Origin of the sequence: Pseudomonas sp. HMSC066A08, assembly GCF_001813025.1 — a bacterium.
GTDB lineage: Bacteria > Pseudomonadota > Gammaproteobacteria > Pseudomonadales > Pseudomonadaceae > Pseudomonas > Pseudomonas aeruginosa.
Genome location: NZ_KV811290.1, coordinates 354,433 through 374,945 on the forward strand (window position 1 = coordinate 354,433; position 20,513 = coordinate 374,945).

Consider the following 20,513-nt stretch of genomic DNA (forward strand, 5'->3'; position numbering starts at 1 on the left):
GCCGCGACGAGGACGGCTACTACTGGATCACCGGGCGTGTCGACGACGTGCTCAACGTCTCCGGCCACCGCATGGGCACCGCCGAGGTGGAAAGCGCGATGGTCGCCCACCCGAAGGTCGCCGAGGCGGCGGTGGTCGGCATGCAGCACGACATCAAGGGGCAGGGCATCTATGTCTACGTCACCCTCAACTCCGGGGTCGAGCCGAGCGAGGCGCTGCGCCAGGAACTGAAACAATGGGTCCGCCGCGAGATCGGTCCGATCGCCACGCCGGATGTGATCCAGTGGGCGCCGGGACTGCCGAAGACCCGTTCGGGCAAGATCATGCGGCGCATCCTGCGCAAGATCGCCGCGGCCGAGTACGACACCCTCGGCGACATCTCCACCCTTGCCGATCCGGGCGTGGTCCAGCACCTGATCGAGACCCATCGCTCGATGCAGGCCGCCTGATTCCCGCCTGATCCGAAACGACCCCGCGCGGTGCGAGCCACGCGGGGTCTTTCATTTGGCGCGGGCCGAGGAGGAGGGCGTTTCGAATGGGCTCGCGCCGGGAATGGGGCGGCGGTAACACTTCGGTGATGCACGCCTGCGCATAATTGGGGCGAGAGGAAACGCCACGCACAGCGAAGGTGCGACACGGGGTAGCAGTCGAGACGAATCGGAGCGGACAAGTCATTGAATAAGAAGGAATTATCAATTTATGGCTTGAGATTTGCTTTAGTCATTGATTACACTTCGCGCTTTCCGGGCACAAATGTCGCTGCCTGTCAATATCGCCGAATGCCCTCTTCGGTGCTTTTATAATTAGTTGTCGCATTGAAGAAATAACCACTTTCGGCCTGTCGCTAGAATGCCGCTCACCCCAGCTGGCGCCCTGTCCACGAGAAGGCGTCATGCGCAAGAGCCGGTGATCACGCATATCCGTCGGCAGCCTGGGCAAGGTTCTATTTCTCCTGCCAATCGATGCCATCCCCTTCGAAGGAGTTCCAGATGAAGAAGCTCGCACTTCTCGGCGCCCTGGCGCTGTCCGTGCTCTCCCTGCCCACTTTCGCCGCCGACAAGCCGGTGCGCATCGGCATCGAGGCGGCCTACCCGCCGTTCTCGCTGAAGACCCCGGACGGCCAGTTGGCAGGCTTCGACGTGGATATCGGCAACGCCCTCTGCGAAGAGATGAAGGTGCAGTGCAAGTGGGTCGAGCAGGAGTTCGACGGCCTGATCCCGGCACTCAAGGTGCGCAAGATCGATGCGATCCTCTCGTCGATGACCATCACCGACGAGCGCAAGCGTTCGGTGGACTTCACCAACAAGTACTACAACACCCCGGCGCGCTTCGTGATGAAGGAAGGCGCCAGCCTCAACGATCCCAAGGCCGACCTGAAGGGCAAGAAGGCCGGCGTGCTGCGTGGCAGTACCGCCGACCGCTACGCCTCCGCCGAACTGACCCCGGCCGGCGTCGAAGTGGTGCGCTACAACTCCCAGCAGGAAGCCAACATGGACCTGGTGGCCGGTCGCCTCGACGCTGTGGTCGCCGACTCGGTGAACCTCGAGGACGGCTTCCTCAAGACCGATGCCGGCAAGGGCTACGCCTTCGTCGGTCCGCAACTGACCGATGCCAAGTACTTCGGCGAAGGCGTCGGCATCGCCGTACGCAAGGGTGATAGCGAGCTGGCCGGCAAGTTCAACGCTGCCATCGACGCGCTGCGCGCCAACGGCAAGTACAAGCAGATCCAGGACAAGTACTTCAGCTTCGACGTCTACGGCTCGAACTGACGCTATCCGTCAGAGGTGGCACAAACGTCCGCGACGCCTCGCGCTGTTTGTGCCACTTTTTTATTGAGTGGACGCCACTGCTTTAGCGCTGCATTAGCTGCATAGAGGTACCGTTTTGATGATCACTGGCTACGGTGCGACCATCGTCGATGGCGCCTGGCTGACTCTCCAGCTGGCCCTGCTTTCCATGCTCCTGGCCATCGTCCTCGGCCTGCTGGGCGCGGCCTTTCGCCTGTCGCCGGTGCGCTGGCTGGCCTGGTGCGGCGACCTGTACGCCACGGTAGTGCGCGGCATCCCCGACCTGGTGCTGATCCTGCTGATCTTCTACGGCGGCCAGGGCCTGCTGAACTGGGTCGCCCCGCAACTCGGCTACGACGACTACATCGACCTGAATCCCTTCGTGTCCGGCGTCGGTACCCTCGGCTTCATCTTCGGCGCCTATCTCTCGGAGACCTTCCGCGGCGCCTTCATGGCGATTCCCAAGGGCCAGGGCGAGGCCGGTTACGCTTATGGCATGAGCCACCGCCAGGTGTTCTTCCGCATCCAGGTGCCGCAGATGATCCGCCTGGCGATCCCCGGCTTCACCAACAACTGGCTGGTGCTGGTCAAGGCCACCGCGCTGATTTCCGTGGTCGGCCTGCAGGACATGATGTTCAAGGCCAAGCAGGCCTCCGATGCGACCCGCGAGCCATTCACCTACTACCTCGCCGTGGCCGGCCTGTACCTGTTGGTGACCAGCGTGTCGCTGCTGTTGCTGCGCCTGCTCGAACGCCGCTATTCGGTCGGCGTGAAAACCGCGGAACTGTGAGTCAAGGGGCCCTATCGTGATCTTCGATTTCTCCGTCATCTGGGACAGCCTTCCGCTCTATTTCGACGGCCTGCTGGTCACCCTCAAGCTGCTCTCGATCTCCCTGCTGATCGGCTTGTTGCTGGCGGTGCCGCTGGCGCTGATGCGGGTCTCCAGGCAGCCGCTGGTGAACTTCCCGGCCTGGCTCTACACCTACGTGATCCGTGGCACGCCGATGCTGGTCCAACTGTTCCTGATCTACTACGGCCTGGCGCAGTTCGACGCGGTGCGCGAGAGCGCGCTGTGGCCCTGGCTGTCGAACGCCTCCTTCTGCGCCTGCCTGGCGTTCGCCATCAACACCAGCGCCTATACCGCCGAGATCCTCGCCGGCAGCCTGAAGGCCACTCCCCATGGCGAGATCGAGGCGGCCAAGGCGATGGGCATGTCGCGCCTGAAGATGTACCGCCGTATCCTCCTGCCGTCGGCACTGCGGCGCGCCCTGCCGCAGTACAGCAATGAAGTGATCATGATGCTGCAGACCACCAGCCTGGCGTCCATCGTCACCCTGGTGGACATCACCGGCGCCGCGCGGACCGTCTACTCGCAGTACTACCTGCCGTTCGAGGCGTTCATCACCGCCGGCCTGTTCTACCTGTGCCTGACCTTCATCCTGGTGCGCCTGTTCAAGCTTGCCGAGCGCCGCTGGCTGGCCTACCTGGCGCCGCGTAAATCCTGATCCGGAGGACCGCATGGAGCGTATCGACCACCTGCTGCCGTGGAGCACCCTGGGAAGCGAGAAGCGCCTGAGCGTGTTCCGCTTCGGCTGCGGCGCGCGCAAGGTCTACATCCAGTCCAGCCTGCACGCCGACGAGCTGCCGGGAATGCGCACCGCCTGGGAGCTGAAGCAGCGGTTGCGCCTGCTGGAGGCGGAAGGCCGCCTGCGCGGCACCGTCGAGCTGGTGCCGGTGGCCAATCCGGTCGGTCTCGGGCAGATGATCCAGGCGTTGCACCAGGGACGCTTCGAAATGAGCAGCGGGCGCAACTTCAATCGCGATTTCCCCGACCTGCTGGACGCGGTGATCGACAGCGTCGGCGAGCGCCTCGGCAGTGATCCGGCGGCCAATGTCGCGCTGGTCCGCCAGGCCCTGCGCGCGGCGCTGGATGCCCTGCCGCCGGCGACCTCGGAACTGGAGGGTATGCAGCGCCTGCTCTATCGCCACGCCTGCGACGCCGACCTGGTGCTCGACCTGCATTGCGACTTCGAGGCCGCCATCCATCTCTATACCTTGCCGCAACAATGGCCCACCTTCGCCTCCCTGGCCGTGCGCCTGGGCGCCGCCGTCGGGCTGCTCGCCGAGGAGTCCGGCGGCGGTTCCTTCGACGAGGCCTGCTCGGTGCCGTGGCTGCGCCTGTCGCGCCTGTATCCGCGCGCCGAGCTGCCGCTGGCCTGCCTGGCGACCACCGTCGAACTCGGCGGCCAGGCCGACACCACCGTGCAGCAGGCCGAGGCCAACGCCGCGGCGATCCTGGCCTTCCTCGCCGAGCAGGGCTTCGTCGAGGGCGAATGGCCGGCGGCGCCCGAAGCCTGCTGCGAAGGCCTGCCCTTCGAGGGCACCGAATACGTCCACGCCCCGCATACCGGCGTGGTGAGTTTCCTGCGCCGGCCGGGCGAATGGGTGGAGGCGGGCGAACCGCTGTTCCAGGTCATCGATCCCCTGGCCGACCGTGCCAGCACCGTGTGCGCCGGGGTTTCCGGCGTGCTTTTCGCCATCGAACGGATGCGCTACGCGCAGCCGGGACTCTGGCTGGCCAAGGTGGCCGGTCGTCAACCGATCCGTCAGGGACGCTTGCTCAGCGACTGATTAGCCGAGAACACACACATGTACAAACTGGAAGTCCAAGACCTGCACAAGCGCTACGGTAGCCACGAGGTGCTCAAGGGCGTCTCGCTGGCGGCGAAAGCGGGCGACGTGATCAGCATCATCGGCTCGAGCGGCTCCGGCAAGAGCACCTTCCTGCGCTGCATCAACCTGCTGGAACAGCCGCACGCCGGCAAGATCCTGCTCAACGGCGAGGAGCTGAAGCTGGTGCCCGGCCGCGACGGCGCGCTGAAGGCCGCCGACTCCCGCCAGTTGCAGCGCATGCGCTCGCGCCTGTCGATGGTGTTCCAGCATTTCAACCTGTGGTCGCACATGAGCGCCCTGGAGAACGTCATCGAGGCGCCCGTACATGTGCTCGGCGTGTCGAAGAAGGAAGCCATCGAGAAGGCCGAGCACTACCTGGCCAAGGTCGGCGTGGCGCACCGCAAGGACGCCTACCCGGCGCACATGAGCGGCGGCGAGCAGCAGCGCGTGGCGATCGCCCGGGCACTGGCGGTGGAGCCGGAAGTGATGCTGTTCGACGAGCCGACCTCGGCGCTCGACCCCGAGCTGGTGGGCGAAGTGCTGAAGGTCATGCAGGACCTGGCCCAGGAAGGCCGCACCATGGTGGTGGTGACCCACGAGATGGGGTTCGCCCGCGAGGTGTCGAACCAGTTGGTGTTCCTGCACAAAGGCCTGGTCGAGGAGCACGGCTGCCCGAAGGAAGTCCTCGCCAACCCGCAGTCGGACCGCCTCAAGCAGTTCCTCTCCGGCAGCCTCAAGTAACATTCATCGCAGAGGCCGGCTAAGCTGCTCCCATGACTGCCCAACCCCAACGCATCGGTTTCCTCCTCTGGCCCGCCACCCGCGCGCTGACGCTATCGCTTGCCGAGGAAGCCCTGCGGGCGGCCCGGCGGTTGCACCCCGAGGCGCTCTACGAGCCGCTGTTCCTGCTCGCCGAAGCGCCGGCCGAAGAGGAGGGCTGGCGTCTGCCGGGAACGGCCTGGAACGGCAGGCTGGAGCAATGCTCGCGGCTGTTCCTGGTCGCCGACGAGGCGCCGGCGGTGGTGTCGCCAGCACTGGGCCTGGCGCTCAGGCAACTGGCGCGTTCGGGGACGGCGATCGGCGCGCTGTCCGCCGGCATCTACCCGCTGGCCCAGCTCGGCCTGCTCGACGGCTATCGCGCCGCGGTGCACTGGCGTTGGCACGATGACTTCACCGAGCGCTTCCCCAAGGTCATCGCCACCAACCACCTGTTCGAGTGGGATCGCGACCGCATGACCGCCTGCGGCGGCATGGCGGTACTCGACCTGCTGCTGGCGCTGCTGTCCCGCGACCATGGCGCTGAACTGGCCGGCGCGGTCTCGGAGGAGCTGGTGGTGGAGCGCATCCGCGAAGGCAACGAGCGCCAGCGCATCCCGCTGAAGAATCGCCTCGGCTCCAGCCATCCGAAGCTGACCCAGGCGGTATTGCTGATGGAAGCCAATATCGAGGAACCGCTGACCACCGACGAGATCGCCCAGCATGTGTGCGTTTCGCGGCGCCAGTTGGAACGGATCTTCAAGCAATACCTGAACCGCGTACCCAGCCAGTACTACCTGGAGCTGCGCCTGAACCGCGCGCGGCAGATGCTGATGCAGACCAGCAAGTCGATCATCCAGATCGGCCTGTCCTGCGGTTTCTCTTCCGGGCCGCATTTCTCCAGCGCCTACCGCAACTTCTTCGGCGTCACTCCGCGCGAGGACCGCAACCAGCGGCGCGGCGGCAGCGCCTTCGAGGCGACCTTCACTCCCGTCGAACGCGGCTGATCGCCAACGGCGCGGCGTTTTCAGCCGGGCTTTGCGACGCCCCGGAAGGCGGATCGCCTCGGGAAGTCGCCGAGTTCGCGACGGGCCGTCGGAATGATCGCCTCCAGTAGTTCCAGCGGAACGTCGCTGGCGAACAGGTTGACCACGAAACGCCGGCCGGCGTCGTCGCGAAAGACCTCGAACAGCGGCTGCTCGCCGCGCCAGCACTCCAGGCCGAGGCCGTCGCGCGGATCGACGTCGGAGGCGAAGACGAGACGGTAGTCGATTCCCTCGATGGGCATGGCTTGTTTTCCTGCTGTTCCCGCCCGCGGGGCGGCGTAGAAGAAGTATGCACCCGAGTGCATCGCGCGTTTACACTGCGCCTTCCCGATGCTTTCTGTCGCATTTCCGAAAGCCGCGGAAATTCCCGGGTTGGCGCTATAACAAGTTGTCGCATGGCGGCAATGCCGGCCCGGTCCCAATCCCTACAATCCTTTCATCGATAGCCGCCTTCAGGCAGGAGAAACACCGATGTCCGCTCCCCATGCGCAGGTAGAACGTGCCGATTTCGACCGGTATATGGTCCCCAACTACGCCCCCGCCGCCTTCATTCCGGTGCGAGGCGAGGGATCGCGCGTCTGGGACCAGAGCGGCCGCGAACTGATCGATTTCGCCGGTGGCATCGCCGTGACCTCCCTGGGCCACGCGCATCCGGCGCTGGTCAAGGCGCTCACCGAGCAGGCCCAGCGCATCTGGCACGTTTCCAACGTCTTCACCAACGAACCGGCCCTGCGCCTGGCGCGCAAGCTGGTGGACGCCACCTTCGCCGAGCGGGTGTTCCTCGCCAACTCCGGCGCCGAAGCCAACGAGGCGGCCTTCAAGCTGGCTCGCCGCTACGCCAACGATGTCTACGGCCCGCAGAAGTACGAGATCATCGCTGCCAGCAACAGCTTCCACGGGCGTACCCTGTTCACCGTCAACGTCGGTGGCCAGCCGAAGTATTCCGATGGCTTCGGGCCCAAGTTCGAGGGTATCACCCACGTTCCCTACAACGACCTGGAAGCGCTGAAGGCGGCGATATCCGACAAGACCTGCGCCGTGGTGCTGGAACCGATCCAGGGCGAGGGCGGCGTGCTGCCGGCGCAGCAGGCCTACCTGGAAGGGGCGCGCAAGCTGTGCGACGAGCACAACGCGCTGCTGGTCTTCGACGAGGTCCAGAGCGGCATGGGGCGGGTCGGTGAGCTGTTCGCCTACATGCACTACGGCGTGGTCCCGGACATCCTCTCCAGCGCCAAGAGCCTGGGCGGCGGCTTCCCTATCGGTGCGATGCTGACCACCGGCGAGATCGCCAAGCACCTGTCGGTCGGTACCCACGGCACCACCTACGGTGGCAACCCGCTGGCCTCGGCAGTGGCCGAGGCGGCGCTGGACGTGATCAATACCCCGGAAGTACTGGATGGCGTGAAGGCCAAGCACGAGCGCTTCAAGTCCCGCCTGCAGAAGATCGGCCAGGAGTACGGCATCTTCGGCGAGATCCGCGGCATGGGCCTGCTGATCGGCGCGGCGCTGACCGACGAGTGGAAGGGCAAGGCCAGGGATGTGCTCAACGCCGCCGAGAAAGAGGCGGTGATGGTGCTCCAGGCCAGCCCGGACGTGGTGCGCTTCGCGCCGAGCCTGGTGATCGACGACGCCGAGATCGACGAAGGCCTGGATCGCTTCGAGCGCGCCGTGGCCAAGCTGGTCCGCGGCTGAGCGAACCCCCGGGGTCCCCGGCGCAGGCCGGGGCGCCCGATGCGACATCCCGGAGCGGCCCGTGCCGGAGCCGGGAACCGTGCCGCCGTGCGGGGTGCGGGATCTTCCCTGCTGGACGTTCGAAACCGTGGCACAGGAAGGTGCCGCGGTCCCGCGCATGGATGCGGCAATCATCGTTGTCTGAGAAAGGAGTGACGCCATGTTGGTGATGCGCCCCGCCCAAGCGGCCGACCTGCCACAGGTGCAGCGTCTGGCGGCGGACAGCCCGGTAGGCGTCACGTCCTTGCCGGATGACGTCGAACGCCTGCGCGACAAGATCCTCGCTTCCGAGGCCTCGTTTGCCGCGGAGGTGAGCTACAACGGCGAGGAAAGCTATTTCTTCGTCCTCGAGGACAGCGCCAGCGGCGAGCTGGTCGGCTGCTCGGCGATCGTCGCCTCGGCCGGGTTCTCGGAACCGTTCTACAGCTTCCGCAACGAAACCTTCGTGCACGCCTCGCGCTCGCTGTCGATCCACAACAAGATCCACGTCCTCTCGCTGTGCCACGACCTTACCGGCAACAGCCTGCTGACCAGTTTCTACGTACAGCGCGACCTGGTGCAGAGCGTCTACGCCGAACTCAACTCGCGCGGCCGCCTGCTGTTCATGGCCAGCCATCCGGAGCGCTTCGCCGACGCCGTGGTGGTGGAGATCGTCGGCTACAGCGACGAACAGGGCGAATCGCCGTTCTGGAACGCGGTCGGGCGCAACTTCTTCGACCTGAACTACATCGAGGCGGAGAAGCTCTCCGGGCTGAAGAGCCGCACCTTCCTCGCCGAACTGATGCCGCACTACCCGATCTACGTGCCGCTGCTGCCGGATGCCGCCCAGGAATCCATGGGCCAGGTCCACCCGCGAGCGCAGATCACCTTCGACATCCTGATGCGCGAAGGCTTCGAGACCGACAACTACATCGACATCTTCGATGGCGGCCCGACCCTGCACGCGCGTACCTCGGGGATTCGCTCGATCGCCCAGAGCCGGGTGGTTCCGGTGAAGATCGGCGAGGCGCCGAAGAGCGGGCGTCCATACCTGGTCACCAACGGCCAACTGCAGGACTTCCGCGCGGTCGTGCTGGACCTTGACTGGGCGCCCGGCAAGCCGGTGGCCCTGAGTGTTGAAGCCGCCGAGGCCCTGGGCGTCGGCGAAGGCGCCAGCGTGCGCCTGGTAGCGGTCTGAAGGAGCCAGTCATGATCGTACGTCCTGTTACCAGCGCCGACCTGCCCGCCCTGATCGAGCTGGCGCGCAGCACCGGCACCGGCCTGACCACCCTGCCGGCCAACGAGCAGCGCCTGCAGCATCGCGTCAGTTGGGCCGAGAAGGCCTTCCGTGGCGAGGCCGAACGCGGCGACGCCGACTACCTGTTCGTTCTCGAAGACGACGCCGGCAAGGTCGTCGGCATCTCCGCCATCGCCGGTGCGGTGGGGCTTCGCGAACCCTGGTACAACTACCGGGTCGGCCTCACCGTGAGTGCCTCGCAGGAACTCAACATCCATCGCGAGATCCCCACGCTGTTCCTGGCCAACGACCTGACCGGCAATTCCGAGCTGTGCTCGCTGTTCCTCCACGCCGACCACCGCAGCGGCCTCAACGGCAAGCTGCTGTCGCGCGCGCGCTTCCTGTTCATCGCCGAATTCCGCCACCTGTTCGGCGACAAGCTGATCGCCGAGATGCGCGGCATGTCCGACGAGGAGGGGCGCTCGCCATTCTGGGAAAGCCTCGGCCGGCACTTCTTCAAGATGGAATTCTCCCAGGCCGACTACCTCACCGGGGTCGGCAACAAGGCCTTCATCGCCGAGCTGATGCCGAAGTTCCCGCTCTACACCTGCTTCCTCTCCGAGGAGGCGCGCGGGGTGATCGGCCGCGTCCATCCGAACACCGAGCCGGCGCTGGCCATGCTCAAGGCCGAGGGTTTCAGCTACCAGGGCTACGTCGACATCTTCGACGCCGGCCCGGCGATCGAGGCCGAGACCGACAAGATCCGCGCCATCGCCGAGAGCCAGAACCTGGTGCTGGCGGTGGGCACTCCCGGCGACGACGCCGAGCCCTACCTGATCCACAACCGCAAGCGCGAGGACTGTCGCATCACCGCCGCGCCGGCGCGGGCCGCCGCCGGCACCCTGGTGGTCGATCCGCTGACTGCCAAGCGCCTGCGCCTGTCGGCCGGCGCCTCGGTACGCGCGGTGCCGCTGTCGGCGCAGAAGCGCGGTTGAAAGCCTGATGGAGGCGTCCCGGCGAGGGCGCCCGAGGAGTCGATGATGAGTACCCATTACATTGCCGGCCAGTGGCTGGCCGGCCAGGGCGAGACCCTGGAGTCCCTCGACCCGGTTGGCCAGGGCGTGGTCTGGTCCGGGCGCGGCGCTGACGCCGTCCAGGTCGACGCCGCCGTGCGCGCCGCCCGCGAGGCCTTCCCGGCTTGGGCGCGGCGCCCGCTGGAGCAGCGCATCGAGTTGCTCGAGCGCTTCGCTGCGACCCTCAAGTCCCGCGCCGACGAGCTGGCCCGGGTGATCGGCGAGGAAACCGGCAAGCCGCTGTGGGAGTCGGCCACCGAAGTGACCAGCATGGTCAACAAGGTGGCGATCTCGGTGCAGGCGTTCCGCGAGCGCACCGGCGAGAAATCCGGTCCGCTGGCCGACGCCACCGCCGTGCTGCGGCACAAGCCGCATGGCGTGGTGGCGGTATTCGGTCCCTACAATTTCCCCGGGCACCTGCCCAACGGGCATATCGTCCCGGCGCTGCTGGCCGGTAACTGCGTGGTGTTCAAGCCCAGCGAGCTGACCCCGAAGGTCGCCGAGCTGACGCTCAAGGCCTGGATCGAGGCCGGCCTGCCGGCCGGCGTGCTCAACCTGGTCCAGGGCGGCCGCGAAACCGGCGTCGCGCTGGCCGCCCACCCCGGGCTCGACGGTCTGTTCTTCACCGGTTCCAGTCGCACCGGCAACCTGCTGCACAGCCAGTTCGGCGGCCAGCCGCAGAAAATCCTGGCGCTGGAGATGGGCGGCAACAACCCGCTGGTGGTGGAGGAGGTCGCCGACCTCGACGCCGCCGTCTACACCATCATCCAGTCCGCCTTCATCTCCGCCGGCCAGCGCTGCACTTGCGCCCGCCGCCTGCTGGTGCCCCAGGGCGCCTGGGGCGACGCACTGCTGGCGCGTCTGGTGGCGGTCAGCGCTACCCTGCGGGTCGGCCGTTTCGACGAGCAGCCGGCGCCGTTCATGGGCGCGGTGATTTCGCTGAGCGCCGCCGAGCACCTGCTCAAGGCCCAGGAGCACCTGCTCGGCAAAGGCGCACAGCCGCTGCTGGCGATGACCCAGCCGATCGACGGCGCCGCCCTGCTGACCCCGGGCATCCTCGACGTCAGCGCGGTGGCCGAGCGACCGGACGAAGAGTTCTTCGGGCCGCTGTTGCAGGTGATCCGCTACTCCGATTTCGCCGCGGCGATCCGCGAGGCCAACGCCACCCAGTACGGCCTGGCAGCCGGGCTGCTGTCCGACTCCCGCGAGTGTTTCGAGCAGTTCCTCGTGGAAAGCCGCGCCGGCATCGTCAACTGGAACAAGCAGCTCACCGGCGCCGCCAGCAGCGCGCCGTTCGGCGGTATCGGCGCGTCCGGCAACCACCGGCCGAGCGCCTACTACGCCGCCGACTACTGCGCCTATCCGGTCGCCTCGCTGGAAAGCCCCAGCGTGTCCCTTCCTGCCACCCTGACTCCCGGGATCAGCCTATGAATGCCCATGAAGTGAATTTCGACGGCCTGGTCGGCCCGACCCACAACTACGGCGGCTTGTCCTACGGCAATGTCGCTTCGCAAAGCAACAGCCAGGCGGTGTCCAACCCGAAGGAAGCGGCGAAGCAGGGCCTGGCGAAGATGAAGGCCCTGATGGAGATGGGTTTCAAGCAGGGGGTACTCGCTCCGCAAGCCCGCCCGGATACCGCTGCGCTACGTAGCCTGGGTTTCTCCGGCAGCGACGAGGAAGTGATCCGCCGCGCGGCGAAGGAAGCGATGCCTCTCCTCGCCGCCTGCAGCTCGGCGTCGAGCATGTGGACCGCCAATGCCGCCACGGTCAGCCCGAGTGCCGACACCGCCGATGGCCGCGTGCATTTCACCGCGGCCAACCTGAACTGCAAGTTCCACCGATCCATCGAGCATCCCACCACCAGCCGCGTGCTGGCGGCGATGTTCAACGACGAGCGGCATTTCGCCCATCACGCGGCGCTGCCGGCGGTGAGCCAGTTCGGTGACGAAGGCGCGGCCAACCACACGCGCTTCTGCAAGGACTATGGCGATGCCGGCGTGGAGTTCTTCGTCTTCGGCCGCAGCGCCTTCGACAGTCGCTTCCCGGCGCCGCAACGCTATCCGGCGCGCCAGACCCTGGAAGCCTGCCAGGCGGTCGCGCGCCTGCACGGGCTGAGCGAGGCCGGAGTGGTCTACGCTCAACAGAACCCGGCGGTGATCGACCAGGGCGTGTTCCACAACGATGTGATCTCGGTGGGCAATGGCGAGGTGCTGTTCCATCACGAGGACGCCTTCCTCGATACCGAGAAGGTCCTTGCCGAACTGCACGACAAGCTTGGCCGCCGCGGCGGCCGCTTCCGCGCCATCTGCGTGCCGCGCGACCAGGTCGCGGTGGAGGACGCGGTGAAGTCCTACCTGTTCAACAGCCAACTGCTGTTGAAGGCCGACGGTTCGATGCTGCTGGTGGTACCGGAGGAGTGCCGGAACAACCCACGGGTCTGGAACTACCTGGACCAGCTCACCGGCGGCGACGGTCCGATCCGCGAAGTGAAGGTCTTCGACCTCAAGCAGAGCATGCAGAACGGCGGCGGTCCGGCCTGCCTGCGCTTGCGCGTGGCGCTGCAGGAGCGGGAGCTGGCGGCGGTGAATCCGGGGGTGATCATGAGCGCCGGCCTGTACGACACGCTGGTAGCCTGGGTCGACCGGCACTACCGCGACCGCCTGAGCGAAACCGACCTGGCCGACCCGCAACTGCTGCTGGAGTGCCGGACGGCATTGGATGAACTGACGCAGATCCTTAAACTGGGCTCGGTTTATTCCTTCCAACTCGATTGAGAGCCTCGCCACCATGTCCGATAGCCTGCAACTGATCCTCGAAGATACCGACGGCACCCAGCTGGAAACTTCCTGCACCCGTTTCGCCGTGGTCTGGCAGGGCAAGGAAGTGTGGGTCCAGCAAGCCGGCAACGGCCAGTTGCTGATCGGCGTCGACGTCGAAGACGGCGATACCGAATACACCAACCTGCTGCTGCGGCCGATGGCGACCAACCTGGTCAGCCTGCAACTGGAGATGGAGCCGATCGAAGAGGGCGACGACCACGAGCACGGCCCCGACTGCGGCTGCGACCACACCCACTGACTGAGGACATCCCATGCTCGCCCTCGGCAAACTGCTCGACTTGACCCTGGCCGGCCGCGAGCCGACCGAGAAGATCCAGCTCACCGCCGACGGCACCCGCCTGCACTGGCTGGCCGAGGGTGCGCTGGAAGTCACGCCGATCGGCGCCCGCGACAACGGCGTCGACCTGTTGCTCTCGGCCGGTATCCACGGCAACGAGACCGCGCCCATCGAACTGCTCGAACGGCTGATCCGCAAGGTCGCCGCTGGCACCCTCAAGCCTGCCGCCAGGGTCCTCTTCCTGTTCGGCAACCCCGAAGCCATCCGCCGTGGCGAGCGCTACGTCGAACAGGATATGAACCGCCTGTTCAACGGTCGCCATGAGGAGGGCAGCGGCAACGAGGCCTTCCGTGCCGCCGAGCTGGAGCGCCTGGCCCAGGTGTTCTTCAGCAAGACCGAGCGAGTCCACCTGCACTACGACCTGCATACCGCGATCCGCGGCTCGAAGATCGAGCAGTTCGCCCTCTATCCCTGGGCCGAGGGTCGCGAGCATTCCCGCAGCGAACTGGCCCGCCTGCGCGACGCCGGCATCGAGGCGGTGCTGTTGCAGAACAAGCCGGGCATCACCTTCAGCGCCTATACCTACGGCCAGCTCGGCGCCGAGGCCTTTACCCTGGAACTGGGCAAGGCACGTCCGTTCGGAGAGAACCAGGAGGTCAACCTTGAGCGCCTGGAGCGGAGCCTGGAGCTGCTGATCGACGGCAGCGAGGAGCAGCCGGACGGCTCCCGGCTCGACGGCCTCAAGCTGTTCAGCGTGTCGCGCGAGGTGATCAAGCACAGCGACCACTTCCGCCTGCACCTCGACGACGACGTGGCCAACTTCACCGAACTCTCGCCGGGCTACCTGCTGGCCGAGGATATCGGCGGTACGCGCTGGGTGGTGGACGAGGTCGGCGCGCGCATCATTTTCCCCAATCCACGGGTGAAGAACGGCCTGCGCGCCGGAATCCTGGTGGTGCCGGCCAAGCTCTGAGACGTATCGGCCTTTCCCCCGCGATCATGACGGAGCGCTTCGGCGCTCCGTTTCCATTGCGACCGGGAAGATTTCCCGACCTCCCTTGTGGCTGTCGGTTGAGCGCCGTAGGATCGGGCTTTTCCGCCGAACCGAGGAGCCCTCCGTGCCTGTCATCGACCTGCGCAGCGACACCGTCACCCAGCCCACTGCCGGCATGCGCGAAGCCATGGCCGCGGCCGAACTGGGCGACGACGTCTATGGCGAGGACCCCACGGTCAACCGTCTGGAGGCCGAGCTGGCGGCGCGCCTGGGCTTCGCCGCGGCACTCTTCGTACCGACCGGGACCATGAGCAACCTGCTCGGATTGATGGCCCACTGCGAGCGCGGCGACGAATACATCGTCGGCCAGCAGGCGCATACCTACAAATACGAGGGTGGCGGTGCTGCGGTGCTGGGCTCGATCCAGCCGCAGCCGATCGACGCCGAGGCTGACGGTTCGCTCGACCTGGACAAGGTCGCGGCGGCGATCAAGGCCGACGACTTCCACTTCGCCAGAACCCGCCTGCTGGCCTTGGAAAACACCATGCAGGGCAAGGTGCTGCCGCTCGACTACCTGGCCGCGGCGCGTGCCTTCACTCGCGCCCGTGGCCTGGCCCTGCACCTGGATGGCGCGCGCCTGTACAACGCGGCGGTGAAGCTGGGCGTAGACGCCAGCGAGATCACCCGGCACTTCGACTCGGTGTCGGTCTGCCTGTCCAAGGGCCTCGGTGCGCCGGTGGGCTCGGTGCTTTGCGGCAGCGTCGAACTGATCGGCAAGGCCCGTCGCTGGCGCAAGATGGTCGGCGGCGGGATGCGCCAGGCCGGCCTGCTGGCGGCTGCCGGCCTGTACGCCCTCGACCACCAGGTGGCACGCCTGGCCGACGACCACGCCAACGCCGTGCGCCTGGGCGAAGGGCTGCGCGAACTGGGCTATGCGGTGGAGCCGGTGCAGACCAACATGGTCTACGTCGAGGTCGGCGAGCGGGCGGTCGCGCTGCGCGACTTCCTCGCCGAGCGCGAGGTGCGGATCAGCGCGGCGGCGCGTTTGCGCCTGGTTACCCACCTGGACGTTTCCGCCGAGTCCATAGGACAAGTACTGGATGCCTTCGCGGCCTTTCGTCGTTCATAAGCGAAAAGGTCGGCAATAGGCAATAACTATCGCGCAAATACACTACAACCTTGCCCAAGGGCCGATATAATGCGGCCCTTTGCCGGCGATTCGTGGCCGCCAATTTTCCGTGGAAGAACCTATGAAAAGCGCTGAAATCCGTGAAGCCTTCCTCCGCTTCTTCGAAGAGAAGGGACACACCCGTGTCGCTTCCAGTTCGCTGATCCCGGCGAACGATCCGACCCTGCTGTTCACCAACGCGGGCATGAACCAGTTCAAGGACTGCTTCCTCGGCCTGGAAAAGCGCGCCTACACCCGTGCGACCACCAGCCAGAAATGCGTGCGCGCCGGCGGCAAGCACAACGACCTGGAAAACGTCGGCTACACCGCGCGGCACCACACTTTCTTCGAAATGCTGGGCAACTTCAGCTTCGGCGACTATTTCAAGCGCGACGCCATCCACTACGCCTGGGAGTTCCTCACTGGCGAGAAGTGGCTGAACCTGCCCAAGGAAAAGCTCTGGGTCACCGTCTACGCCACCGACGACGAAGCCTACGACATCTGGACCAAGGAAGTCGGCGTGCCCGCCGAGCGTATGGTGCGGATCGGCGACAACAAGGGCGCGCCCTATGCGTCCGACAACTTCTGGGCAATGGGCGACACCGGGCCCTGCGGTCCCTGCACCGAGATCTTCTTCGATCATGGGCCGGAGATCTGGGGCGGCCCGCCCGGTTCGCCGGAAGAGGACGGCGACCGTTACATCGAGATCTGGAACAACGTGTTCATGCAGTTCAACCGCACCGCGGACGGCGTCATGCACCCGCTGCCGGCGCCGAGCGTGGACACCGGCATGGGCCTGGAGCGCGTCAGCGCGGTGCTCCAGCACGTGCATTCGAACTATGAGATCGACCTGTTCCAGAACCTGCTGAAAGCGTCAGCCGAGGCCATCGGCTGCGCCAACGACGACGCGCCGTCGCTGAAGGTGGTAGCCGACCACATCCGTTCCTGCAGCTTCCTGATCGCCGACGGCGTGCTGCCGTCCAACGAGGGTCGCGGCTACGTGTTGCGGCGGATCATCCGCCGCGCCTGCCGCCATGGCAACAAGCTGGGTGCCAGGGGCACCTTCTTCCACAAGATCGTCGCAGCGCTGGTCGCCGAGATGGGCGATGCCTTCCCCGAGCTGAAGCAACAGCAGGCGCATATCGAGCGCGTGCTGAAGACCGAGGAAGAGCAGTTCGCCAAGACCCTGGAGCAAGGCCTGAAGATCCTCGAACAGGACCTTGCCGAACTGCAGGGCAGCGTGATTCCCGGCAACGTGGTGTTCAAGCTGTACGACACCTATGGCTTCCCGGTCGACCTGACCAATGACATCGCCCGCGAGCGCGAGCTGACCATCGACGAGGAGGGCTTCGAGCGCGAGATGGAGGCCCAGCGCGAGCGCGCCCGCGCTTCCAGCGCCTTCGGCATGGACTACAACAGCCTTGTCAAGGTCGACGGTGAGACCCGCTTCCTTGGCTATCAGGGCGTCTCCGGCGCCGGGCAGATCGTCGCGCTGTTCAGGGACGGCCAGGCCGTCGAGCGCCTGGAGGAGGGCGAGGAGGGTGTCGTGGTTCTCGACCAGACGCCGTTCTACGCCGAGTCCGGCGGCCAGGTCGGCGACAGTGGCTACCTCGAGGCGGCTGGCGTGCGTTTCGACGTGCGCGATACCACCAAGGCCGGCGGCGCGCACCTGCACCATGGCGTGGTCGCCCGGGGCAACCTGAGCGTCGGCGGCGCGGTCAAGGCCGAGGTCGACGCCTCGGTGCGCCAGGCCACCGCGCTCAACCACTCCGCGACCCACCTGCTGCATGCCGCGCTGCGCCAGGTACTGGGCGACCACGTACAACAGAAGGGCTCGCTGGTGGACAGCCAGCGCCTGCGTTTCGACTTCAGCCACTTCGAGGCGATCAAGGCGGAACAACTGAAGGCCCTGGAAGATATCGTCAACGCCGAAATCCGTCGCAACACCGAGGTCGAGACCGAGGAAACCGATATCGACACCGCCAAGGCCAAGGGCGCCATGGCGCTGTTCGGCGAGAAGTACGGCGACCAGGTGCGCGTGCTGAGCATGGGTGGCGATTTCTCCGTCGAGCTGTGCGGTGGCACCCACGTATCCCGCACCGGCGACATCGGCCTGTTCAAGATCACCAGCGAGGGTGGCGTGGCTGCCGGCGTACGCCGTATCGAGGCGGTCACCGGCGCGGCGGCGCTGGCCTACCTGAACGGTGCCGAGGAGCAGCTCAAGGAAGCCGCCAGCCTGGTCAAGGGCAGCCGCGACAACCTGCTGGACAAGCTCGGCGCCCTGCTGGAGCGCAACCGCTCGCTGGAGAAGGAGCTGGAACAGCTCAAGGCCAAGGCTGCCAGCGCGGCCGGCGACGACCTTTCGGCGGCGGCGGTGGAAATCAAGGGCGCGAAGGTACTCGCCGCGCGCCTCGATGGTCTGGACGGCAAGGCGCTGCTGGCGCTGGTCGACCAGTTGAAGAACAAGCTCGGCCGCGCAGTGATCCTGCTCGGCGGCGAGCTGGACGGGAAGGTCGTACTGGTCGCAGGCGTGACCCAGGACCTGACCGGCCAACTGAAGGCCGGCGAGCTTATGAAGCAAGCCGCGGCGGCAGTTGGTGGCAAAGGTGGCGGACGCCCGGATATGGCCCAGGGCGGCGGCACCGATGCAGCGAAATTGGACGAGGCCCTGGCCCTGGCCCAGCGCTTCGTCGAGCAAGGGCTCTGATGCCATGCCCGCCCTGCGCCAGAGCGACGCGGGGCCGGGCGGCCAGCGCCCCCTGATGCCCGGCCGGCGGTGCGCCCCGCCAGTCCGGGTAGCGAAAGAATGTGGCAGGTTCAAAAGGGCGCCCTTCACGGAATCAGGCGGTTTGAAATGGCTTTGATCGTACAGAAGTTTGGAGGGACCTCCGTCGGCACCGTCGAGCGTATCGAGCAGGTGGCCGAGAAGGTGAAGAAATTCCGCGAAGCGGGCGATGACGTCGTCGTGGTGGTATCCGCCATGAGCGGCGAGACCAACCGTCTGATCGGCCTGGCCAACCAGATCATGGAGCAGCCGGTTCCGCGCGAACTGGACGTCATGGTCTCGACCGGAGAGCAGGTGACCATCGCCCTGCTCAGCATGGCCCTGATCAAGCGTGGCGTGCCGGCGGTCTCCTATACCGGCAACCAGGTGCGTATCCTCACCGACAGCGCGCACACCAAGGCGCGCATCCTGCACATCGACGACACCCACATCCGCGCCGACCTCAAGGCCGGCAGGGTAGTGGTGGTCGCCGGTTTCCAGGGCGTCGACGGCAACGGCAACATCACCACGCTGGGCCGCGGCGGTTCCGATACCACCGGGGTGGCCCTGGCGGCGGCGTTGAAGGCCGACGAATGCCAGATCTACACCGACGTCGACGGCGTCTACACCACCGATCCGCGCGTAGTGCCGCAGGCCCGCCGGCTGGACAAGATCACCTTCGAGGAAATGCTGGAAATGGCCAGCCTCGGTTCCAAGGTGCTGCAGATCCGGGCGGTCGAGTTCGCCGGCAAGTACAACGTTCCGCTGCGCGTGCTGCACAGCTTCCAGGAGGGTCCGGGCACCCTCATTACTATCGATGATGAAGAGGAATCCATGGAACAGCCGATCATCTCCGGCATCGCCTTCAACCGCGACGAAGCCAAGCTGACCATCCGTGGCGTACCCGATACCCCCGGCGTGGCCTTCAAGATCCTCGGGCCGATCAGTGCCGCCAATGTGGAAGTCGACATGATCGTGCAGAACGTGGCGCACGATAACACCACCGACTTCACCTTCACGGTGCATCGCAACGATTACCTGAACGCCCTGGAAATCCTCAAGCAGACCGCCGCCAACATCGGCGCGCGCGAAGCCATCGGCGACACCAACATCGCCAAGGTTTCCATCGTCGGCGTCGGCATGCGTTCGCACGCCGGCGTGGCTAGCCGCATGTTCGAAGCGCTGGCCAAGGAAAGCATCAACATCCAGATGATCTCCACCTCGGAAATCAAGGTTTCCGTGGTGATCGAAGAGAAGTACCTGGAACTGGCGGTACGTGCCCTGCACACGGCGTTCGAGCTCGACGCGCCGGCGCGACAGGGGGAGTGACGCTGACAGGCGAAAGGCGCGGCAACCCCGCGCCTTTTGTCGTTTTTGACCGTTTGGCAGGAACTTTCATTCCGGCGGGACTGGTCAATACTGGGTGAAGGATCGCGCTCTTGATTTCTGCGGATCCGCCGCCATTTCTTTTTTGCAGACTGTTGTCCTGAAATATTCGCGTGAGGAGAAAGGAATGCTGATTCTGACTCGTCGGGTCGGAGAGACCCTGATGGTAGGTGACGATGTCACCGTGACGGTACTGGGTGTCAAAGGGAACCAGGTGCGCATCGGCGTCAACGCGCCGAAGGAAGTCGCCGTGCACCGGGAGGAAATTTACCAGCGCATCCAGAAAGAGAAAGATCAAGAGCCAAACCATTAATTTTTATCTAATTTTCCCTTTGCAAACGGGGTAAAGATGGGTATCATGCGCCCCGTGTTGCGGAGAGGTGGCCGAGTGGCCGAAGGCGCTCCCCTGCTAAGGGAGTACACCTCAAAAGGGTGTCGGGGGTTCGAATCCCCCCCTCTCCGCCATTCAAGTGTTAGAGGTTGATTCAGGCGGCGGAAGCCATCTTGGTAACTAAGTTACTGATTTGATTGAAAAAATCGCTTGACGGATAAAATCCACAATCTATAATGCGCCCCCACGACGCACTCATAGCTCAGCTGGATAGAGTACTCGGCTACGAACCGAGCGGTCGGAGGTTCGAATCCTCCTGAGTGCGCCATATTTCGAAGGGTTCCTCTCGTCAGGGGCTCGGCGAGCGAAGGATCGACAGTTGCGGTCTTTCACGGTAAAACAAGCGTTACCGGCAGGTGGCCGGAAAAAGCACCGACACGCACTCATAGCTCAGCTGGATAGAGTACTCGG

At 65.6% G+C, this 20,513-nt stretch carries 18 protein-coding genes, 2 tRNA genes and 1 pseudogene; 20 read left to right on the top strand and 1 reads right to left on the bottom strand.

What is annotated here, in order from left to right; all coding sequences use genetic code 11:
- The 7 genes and pseudogenes from HMPREF2886_RS10880 to argR all read left to right on the top strand — a co-directional run.
- Positions 1-449 (top strand): annotated as a pseudogene (locus HMPREF2886_RS10880) (acetyl-coenzyme A synthetase); the annotation flags it as partial.
- A 540-nt stretch (positions 450-989) separates the two neighbouring features.
- Entirely contained in the window at positions 990-1,769 is a 780-nt protein-coding gene (locus HMPREF2886_RS10885) for an ABC transporter substrate-binding protein (protein ID WP_003085932.1), read from the top strand.
- A gap of 118 nt (positions 1,770-1,887) precedes the next feature.
- On the top strand, positions 1,888-2,577 hold the full coding sequence (locus HMPREF2886_RS10890; RefSeq protein WP_003085934.1) for an ABC transporter permease: 690 nt from the start codon (positions 1,888-1,890) through the stop codon (positions 2,575-2,577).
- Between the two features lie 16 nt (positions 2,578-2,593).
- A complete protein-coding gene (locus HMPREF2886_RS10895; protein ID WP_033971206.1) occupies positions 2,594-3,292 on the top strand; it encodes an ABC transporter permease in 699 nt (232 codons plus the stop codon).
- A gap of 13 nt (positions 3,293-3,305) precedes the next feature.
- Positions 3,306-4,418, top strand: coding sequence for a M14 family metallopeptidase (locus HMPREF2886_RS10900; protein ID WP_058017215.1), 1,113 nt, complete (start codon positions 3,306-3,308; stop codon positions 4,416-4,418).
- Between the two features lie 18 nt (positions 4,419-4,436).
- Positions 4,437-5,201, top strand: coding sequence for an arginine/ornithine transport ATP-binding protein AotP (aotP, locus tag HMPREF2886_RS10905; RefSeq protein ID WP_003085940.1), 765 nt, complete (start codon positions 4,437-4,439; stop codon positions 5,199-5,201).
- A 32-nt stretch (positions 5,202-5,233) separates the two neighbouring features.
- Positions 5,234-6,223 carry a transcriptional regulator ArgR gene (gene argR / locus HMPREF2886_RS10910; RefSeq protein WP_033971204.1) on the top strand — a complete coding sequence of 330 codons (990 nt, stop codon included), beginning with the start codon at positions 5,234-5,236 and terminating at the stop codon, positions 6,221-6,223.
- A gap of 20 nt (positions 6,224-6,243) precedes the next feature.
- Here the strand turns inward: argR and HMPREF2886_RS10915 are convergent, their stop codons facing one another.
- Positions 6,244-6,567, bottom strand: a complete 324-nt coding sequence (locus HMPREF2886_RS10915) for a hypothetical protein (RefSeq protein ID WP_079387381.1) — start codon at positions 6,565-6,567, stop codon at positions 6,244-6,246.
- 166 nt (positions 6,568-6,733) lie between these two features.
- Here HMPREF2886_RS10915 and aruC point away from each other — a divergent pair, with 166 nt between their 5' ends.
- The 13 genes from aruC to HMPREF2886_RS10980 all read left to right on the top strand — a co-directional run bounded on the left by aruC (position 6,734) and on the right by HMPREF2886_RS10980 (position 20,370).
- Positions 6,734-7,954, top strand: a complete 1,221-nt coding sequence (gene aruC / locus HMPREF2886_RS10920) for a bifunctional succinylornithine transaminase/acetylornithine aminotransferase (RefSeq protein WP_033971199.1) — start codon at positions 6,734-6,736, stop codon at positions 7,952-7,954.
- Between the two features lie 199 nt (positions 7,955-8,153).
- Entirely contained in the window at positions 8,154-9,170 is a 1,017-nt protein-coding gene (gene aruF / locus HMPREF2886_RS10925; RefSeq protein ID WP_033971196.1) for an arginine/ornithine succinyltransferase subunit alpha, read from the top strand.
- Positions 9,171-9,181: 11 nt separating this feature from the next.
- Positions 9,182-10,204 (top strand): arginine N-succinyltransferase, encoded by a 1,023-nt coding sequence (gene astA / locus HMPREF2886_RS10930; RefSeq protein ID WP_003112607.1) that lies wholly within the window; start codon positions 9,182-9,184, stop codon positions 10,202-10,204.
- A gap of 42 nt (positions 10,205-10,246) precedes the next feature.
- The gene (astD, locus tag HMPREF2886_RS10935) at positions 10,247-11,713 is read left to right on the top strand and encodes a succinylglutamate-semialdehyde dehydrogenase (protein WP_083318541.1); all 1,467 of its coding nucleotides are present in this window, start codon (positions 10,247-10,249) and stop codon (positions 11,711-11,713) included.
- Positions 11,710-13,056 carry an N-succinylarginine dihydrolase gene (gene astB, locus HMPREF2886_RS10940; RefSeq protein WP_070747349.1) on the top strand — a complete coding sequence of 449 codons (1,347 nt, stop codon included), beginning with the start codon at positions 11,710-11,712 and terminating at the stop codon, positions 13,054-13,056. Before astD ends, astB begins: the two co-directional genes overlap by 4 nt.
- 13 nt (positions 13,057-13,069) lie before the next feature.
- Positions 13,070-13,360, top strand: coding sequence for a hypothetical protein (locus HMPREF2886_RS10945; protein ID WP_003085959.1), 291 nt, complete (start codon positions 13,070-13,072; stop codon positions 13,358-13,360).
- Between the two features lie 13 nt (positions 13,361-13,373).
- Positions 13,374-14,372 carry a succinylglutamate desuccinylase gene (gene astE / locus HMPREF2886_RS10950; protein ID WP_003134260.1) on the top strand — a complete coding sequence of 333 codons (999 nt, stop codon included), beginning with the start codon at positions 13,374-13,376 and terminating at the stop codon, positions 14,370-14,372.
- 145 nt (positions 14,373-14,517) lie between these two features.
- On the top strand, positions 14,518-15,522 hold the full coding sequence (gene ltaE, locus HMPREF2886_RS10955; RefSeq protein ID WP_033971186.1) for a low-specificity L-threonine aldolase: 1,005 nt from the start codon (positions 14,518-14,520) through the stop codon (positions 15,520-15,522).
- 121 nt (positions 15,523-15,643) lie between these two features.
- Positions 15,644-18,268 carry an alanine--tRNA ligase gene (alaS, locus tag HMPREF2886_RS10960; protein ID WP_039027277.1) on the top strand — a complete coding sequence of 875 codons (2,625 nt, stop codon included), beginning with the start codon at positions 15,644-15,646 and terminating at the stop codon, positions 18,266-18,268.
- 147 nt (positions 18,269-18,415) lie between these two features.
- On the top strand, positions 18,416-19,654 hold the full coding sequence (locus HMPREF2886_RS10965; protein ID WP_003085971.1) for an aspartate kinase: 1,239 nt from the start codon (positions 18,416-18,418) through the stop codon (positions 19,652-19,654).
- A gap of 184 nt (positions 19,655-19,838) precedes the next feature.
- Complete coding sequence (csrA, locus tag HMPREF2886_RS10970) at positions 19,839-20,024, top strand: carbon storage regulator CsrA (RefSeq protein ID WP_003085981.1); 186 nt, start codon at positions 19,839-19,841, stop codon at positions 20,022-20,024.
- Positions 20,025-20,085: 61 nt separating this feature from the next.
- A tRNA-Ser gene (locus tag HMPREF2886_RS10975) sits at positions 20,086-20,176 on the top strand.
- Between the two features lie 117 nt (positions 20,177-20,293).
- Positions 20,294-20,370, top strand: a tRNA-Arg gene (locus HMPREF2886_RS10980).
- Positions 20,371-20,513: the final 143 nt, after the last annotated feature.

Excerpts from the sequence above, each read along its gene's own strand:
- HMPREF2886_RS10885 (WP_003085932.1), top strand. The coding sequence starts at position 990 with ATGAAGAAGCTCGCACTTCTCGGCGCCCTGGCGCTGTCCGTGCTCTCC.
- HMPREF2886_RS10890 (WP_003085934.1), top strand. The coding sequence starts at position 1,888 with ATGATCACTGGCTACGGTGCGACCATCGTCGATGGCGCCTGGCTGACT.
- HMPREF2886_RS10900 (WP_058017215.1), top strand. The coding sequence starts at position 3,306 with ATGGAGCGTATCGACCACCTGCTGCCGTGGAGCACCCTGGGAAGCGAG.
- aotP (WP_003085940.1), top strand. The coding sequence starts at position 4,437 with ATGTACAAACTGGAAGTCCAAGACCTGCACAAGCGCTACGGTAGCCAC.
- argR (WP_033971204.1), top strand. The coding sequence starts at position 5,234 with ATGACTGCCCAACCCCAACGCATCGGTTTCCTCCTCTGGCCCGCCACC.
- HMPREF2886_RS10915 (WP_079387381.1), bottom strand. The coding sequence starts at position 6,567 with ATGCACTCGGGTGCATACTTCTTCTACGCCGCCCCGCGGGCGGGAACA.
- aruC (WP_033971199.1), top strand. The coding sequence starts at position 6,734 with ATGTCCGCTCCCCATGCGCAGGTAGAACGTGCCGATTTCGACCGGTAT.
- aruF (WP_033971196.1), top strand. The coding sequence starts at position 8,154 with ATGTTGGTGATGCGCCCCGCCCAAGCGGCCGACCTGCCACAGGTGCAG.
- astA (WP_003112607.1), top strand. The coding sequence starts at position 9,182 with ATGATCGTACGTCCTGTTACCAGCGCCGACCTGCCCGCCCTGATCGAG.
- astD (WP_083318541.1), top strand. The coding sequence starts at position 10,247 with ATGATGAGTACCCATTACATTGCCGGCCAGTGGCTGGCCGGCCAGGGC.
- astB (WP_070747349.1), top strand. The coding sequence starts at position 11,710 with ATGAATGCCCATGAAGTGAATTTCGACGGCCTGGTCGGCCCGACCCAC.
- HMPREF2886_RS10945 (WP_003085959.1), top strand. The coding sequence starts at position 13,070 with ATGTCCGATAGCCTGCAACTGATCCTCGAAGATACCGACGGCACCCAG.
- astE (WP_003134260.1), top strand. The coding sequence starts at position 13,374 with ATGCTCGCCCTCGGCAAACTGCTCGACTTGACCCTGGCCGGCCGCGAG.
- alaS (WP_039027277.1), top strand. The coding sequence starts at position 15,644 with ATGAAAAGCGCTGAAATCCGTGAAGCCTTCCTCCGCTTCTTCGAAGAG.
- HMPREF2886_RS10965 (WP_003085971.1), top strand. The coding sequence starts at position 18,416 with ATGGCTTTGATCGTACAGAAGTTTGGAGGGACCTCCGTCGGCACCGTC.
- csrA (WP_003085981.1), top strand. The coding sequence starts at position 19,839 with ATGCTGATTCTGACTCGTCGGGTCGGAGAGACCCTGATGGTAGGTGAC.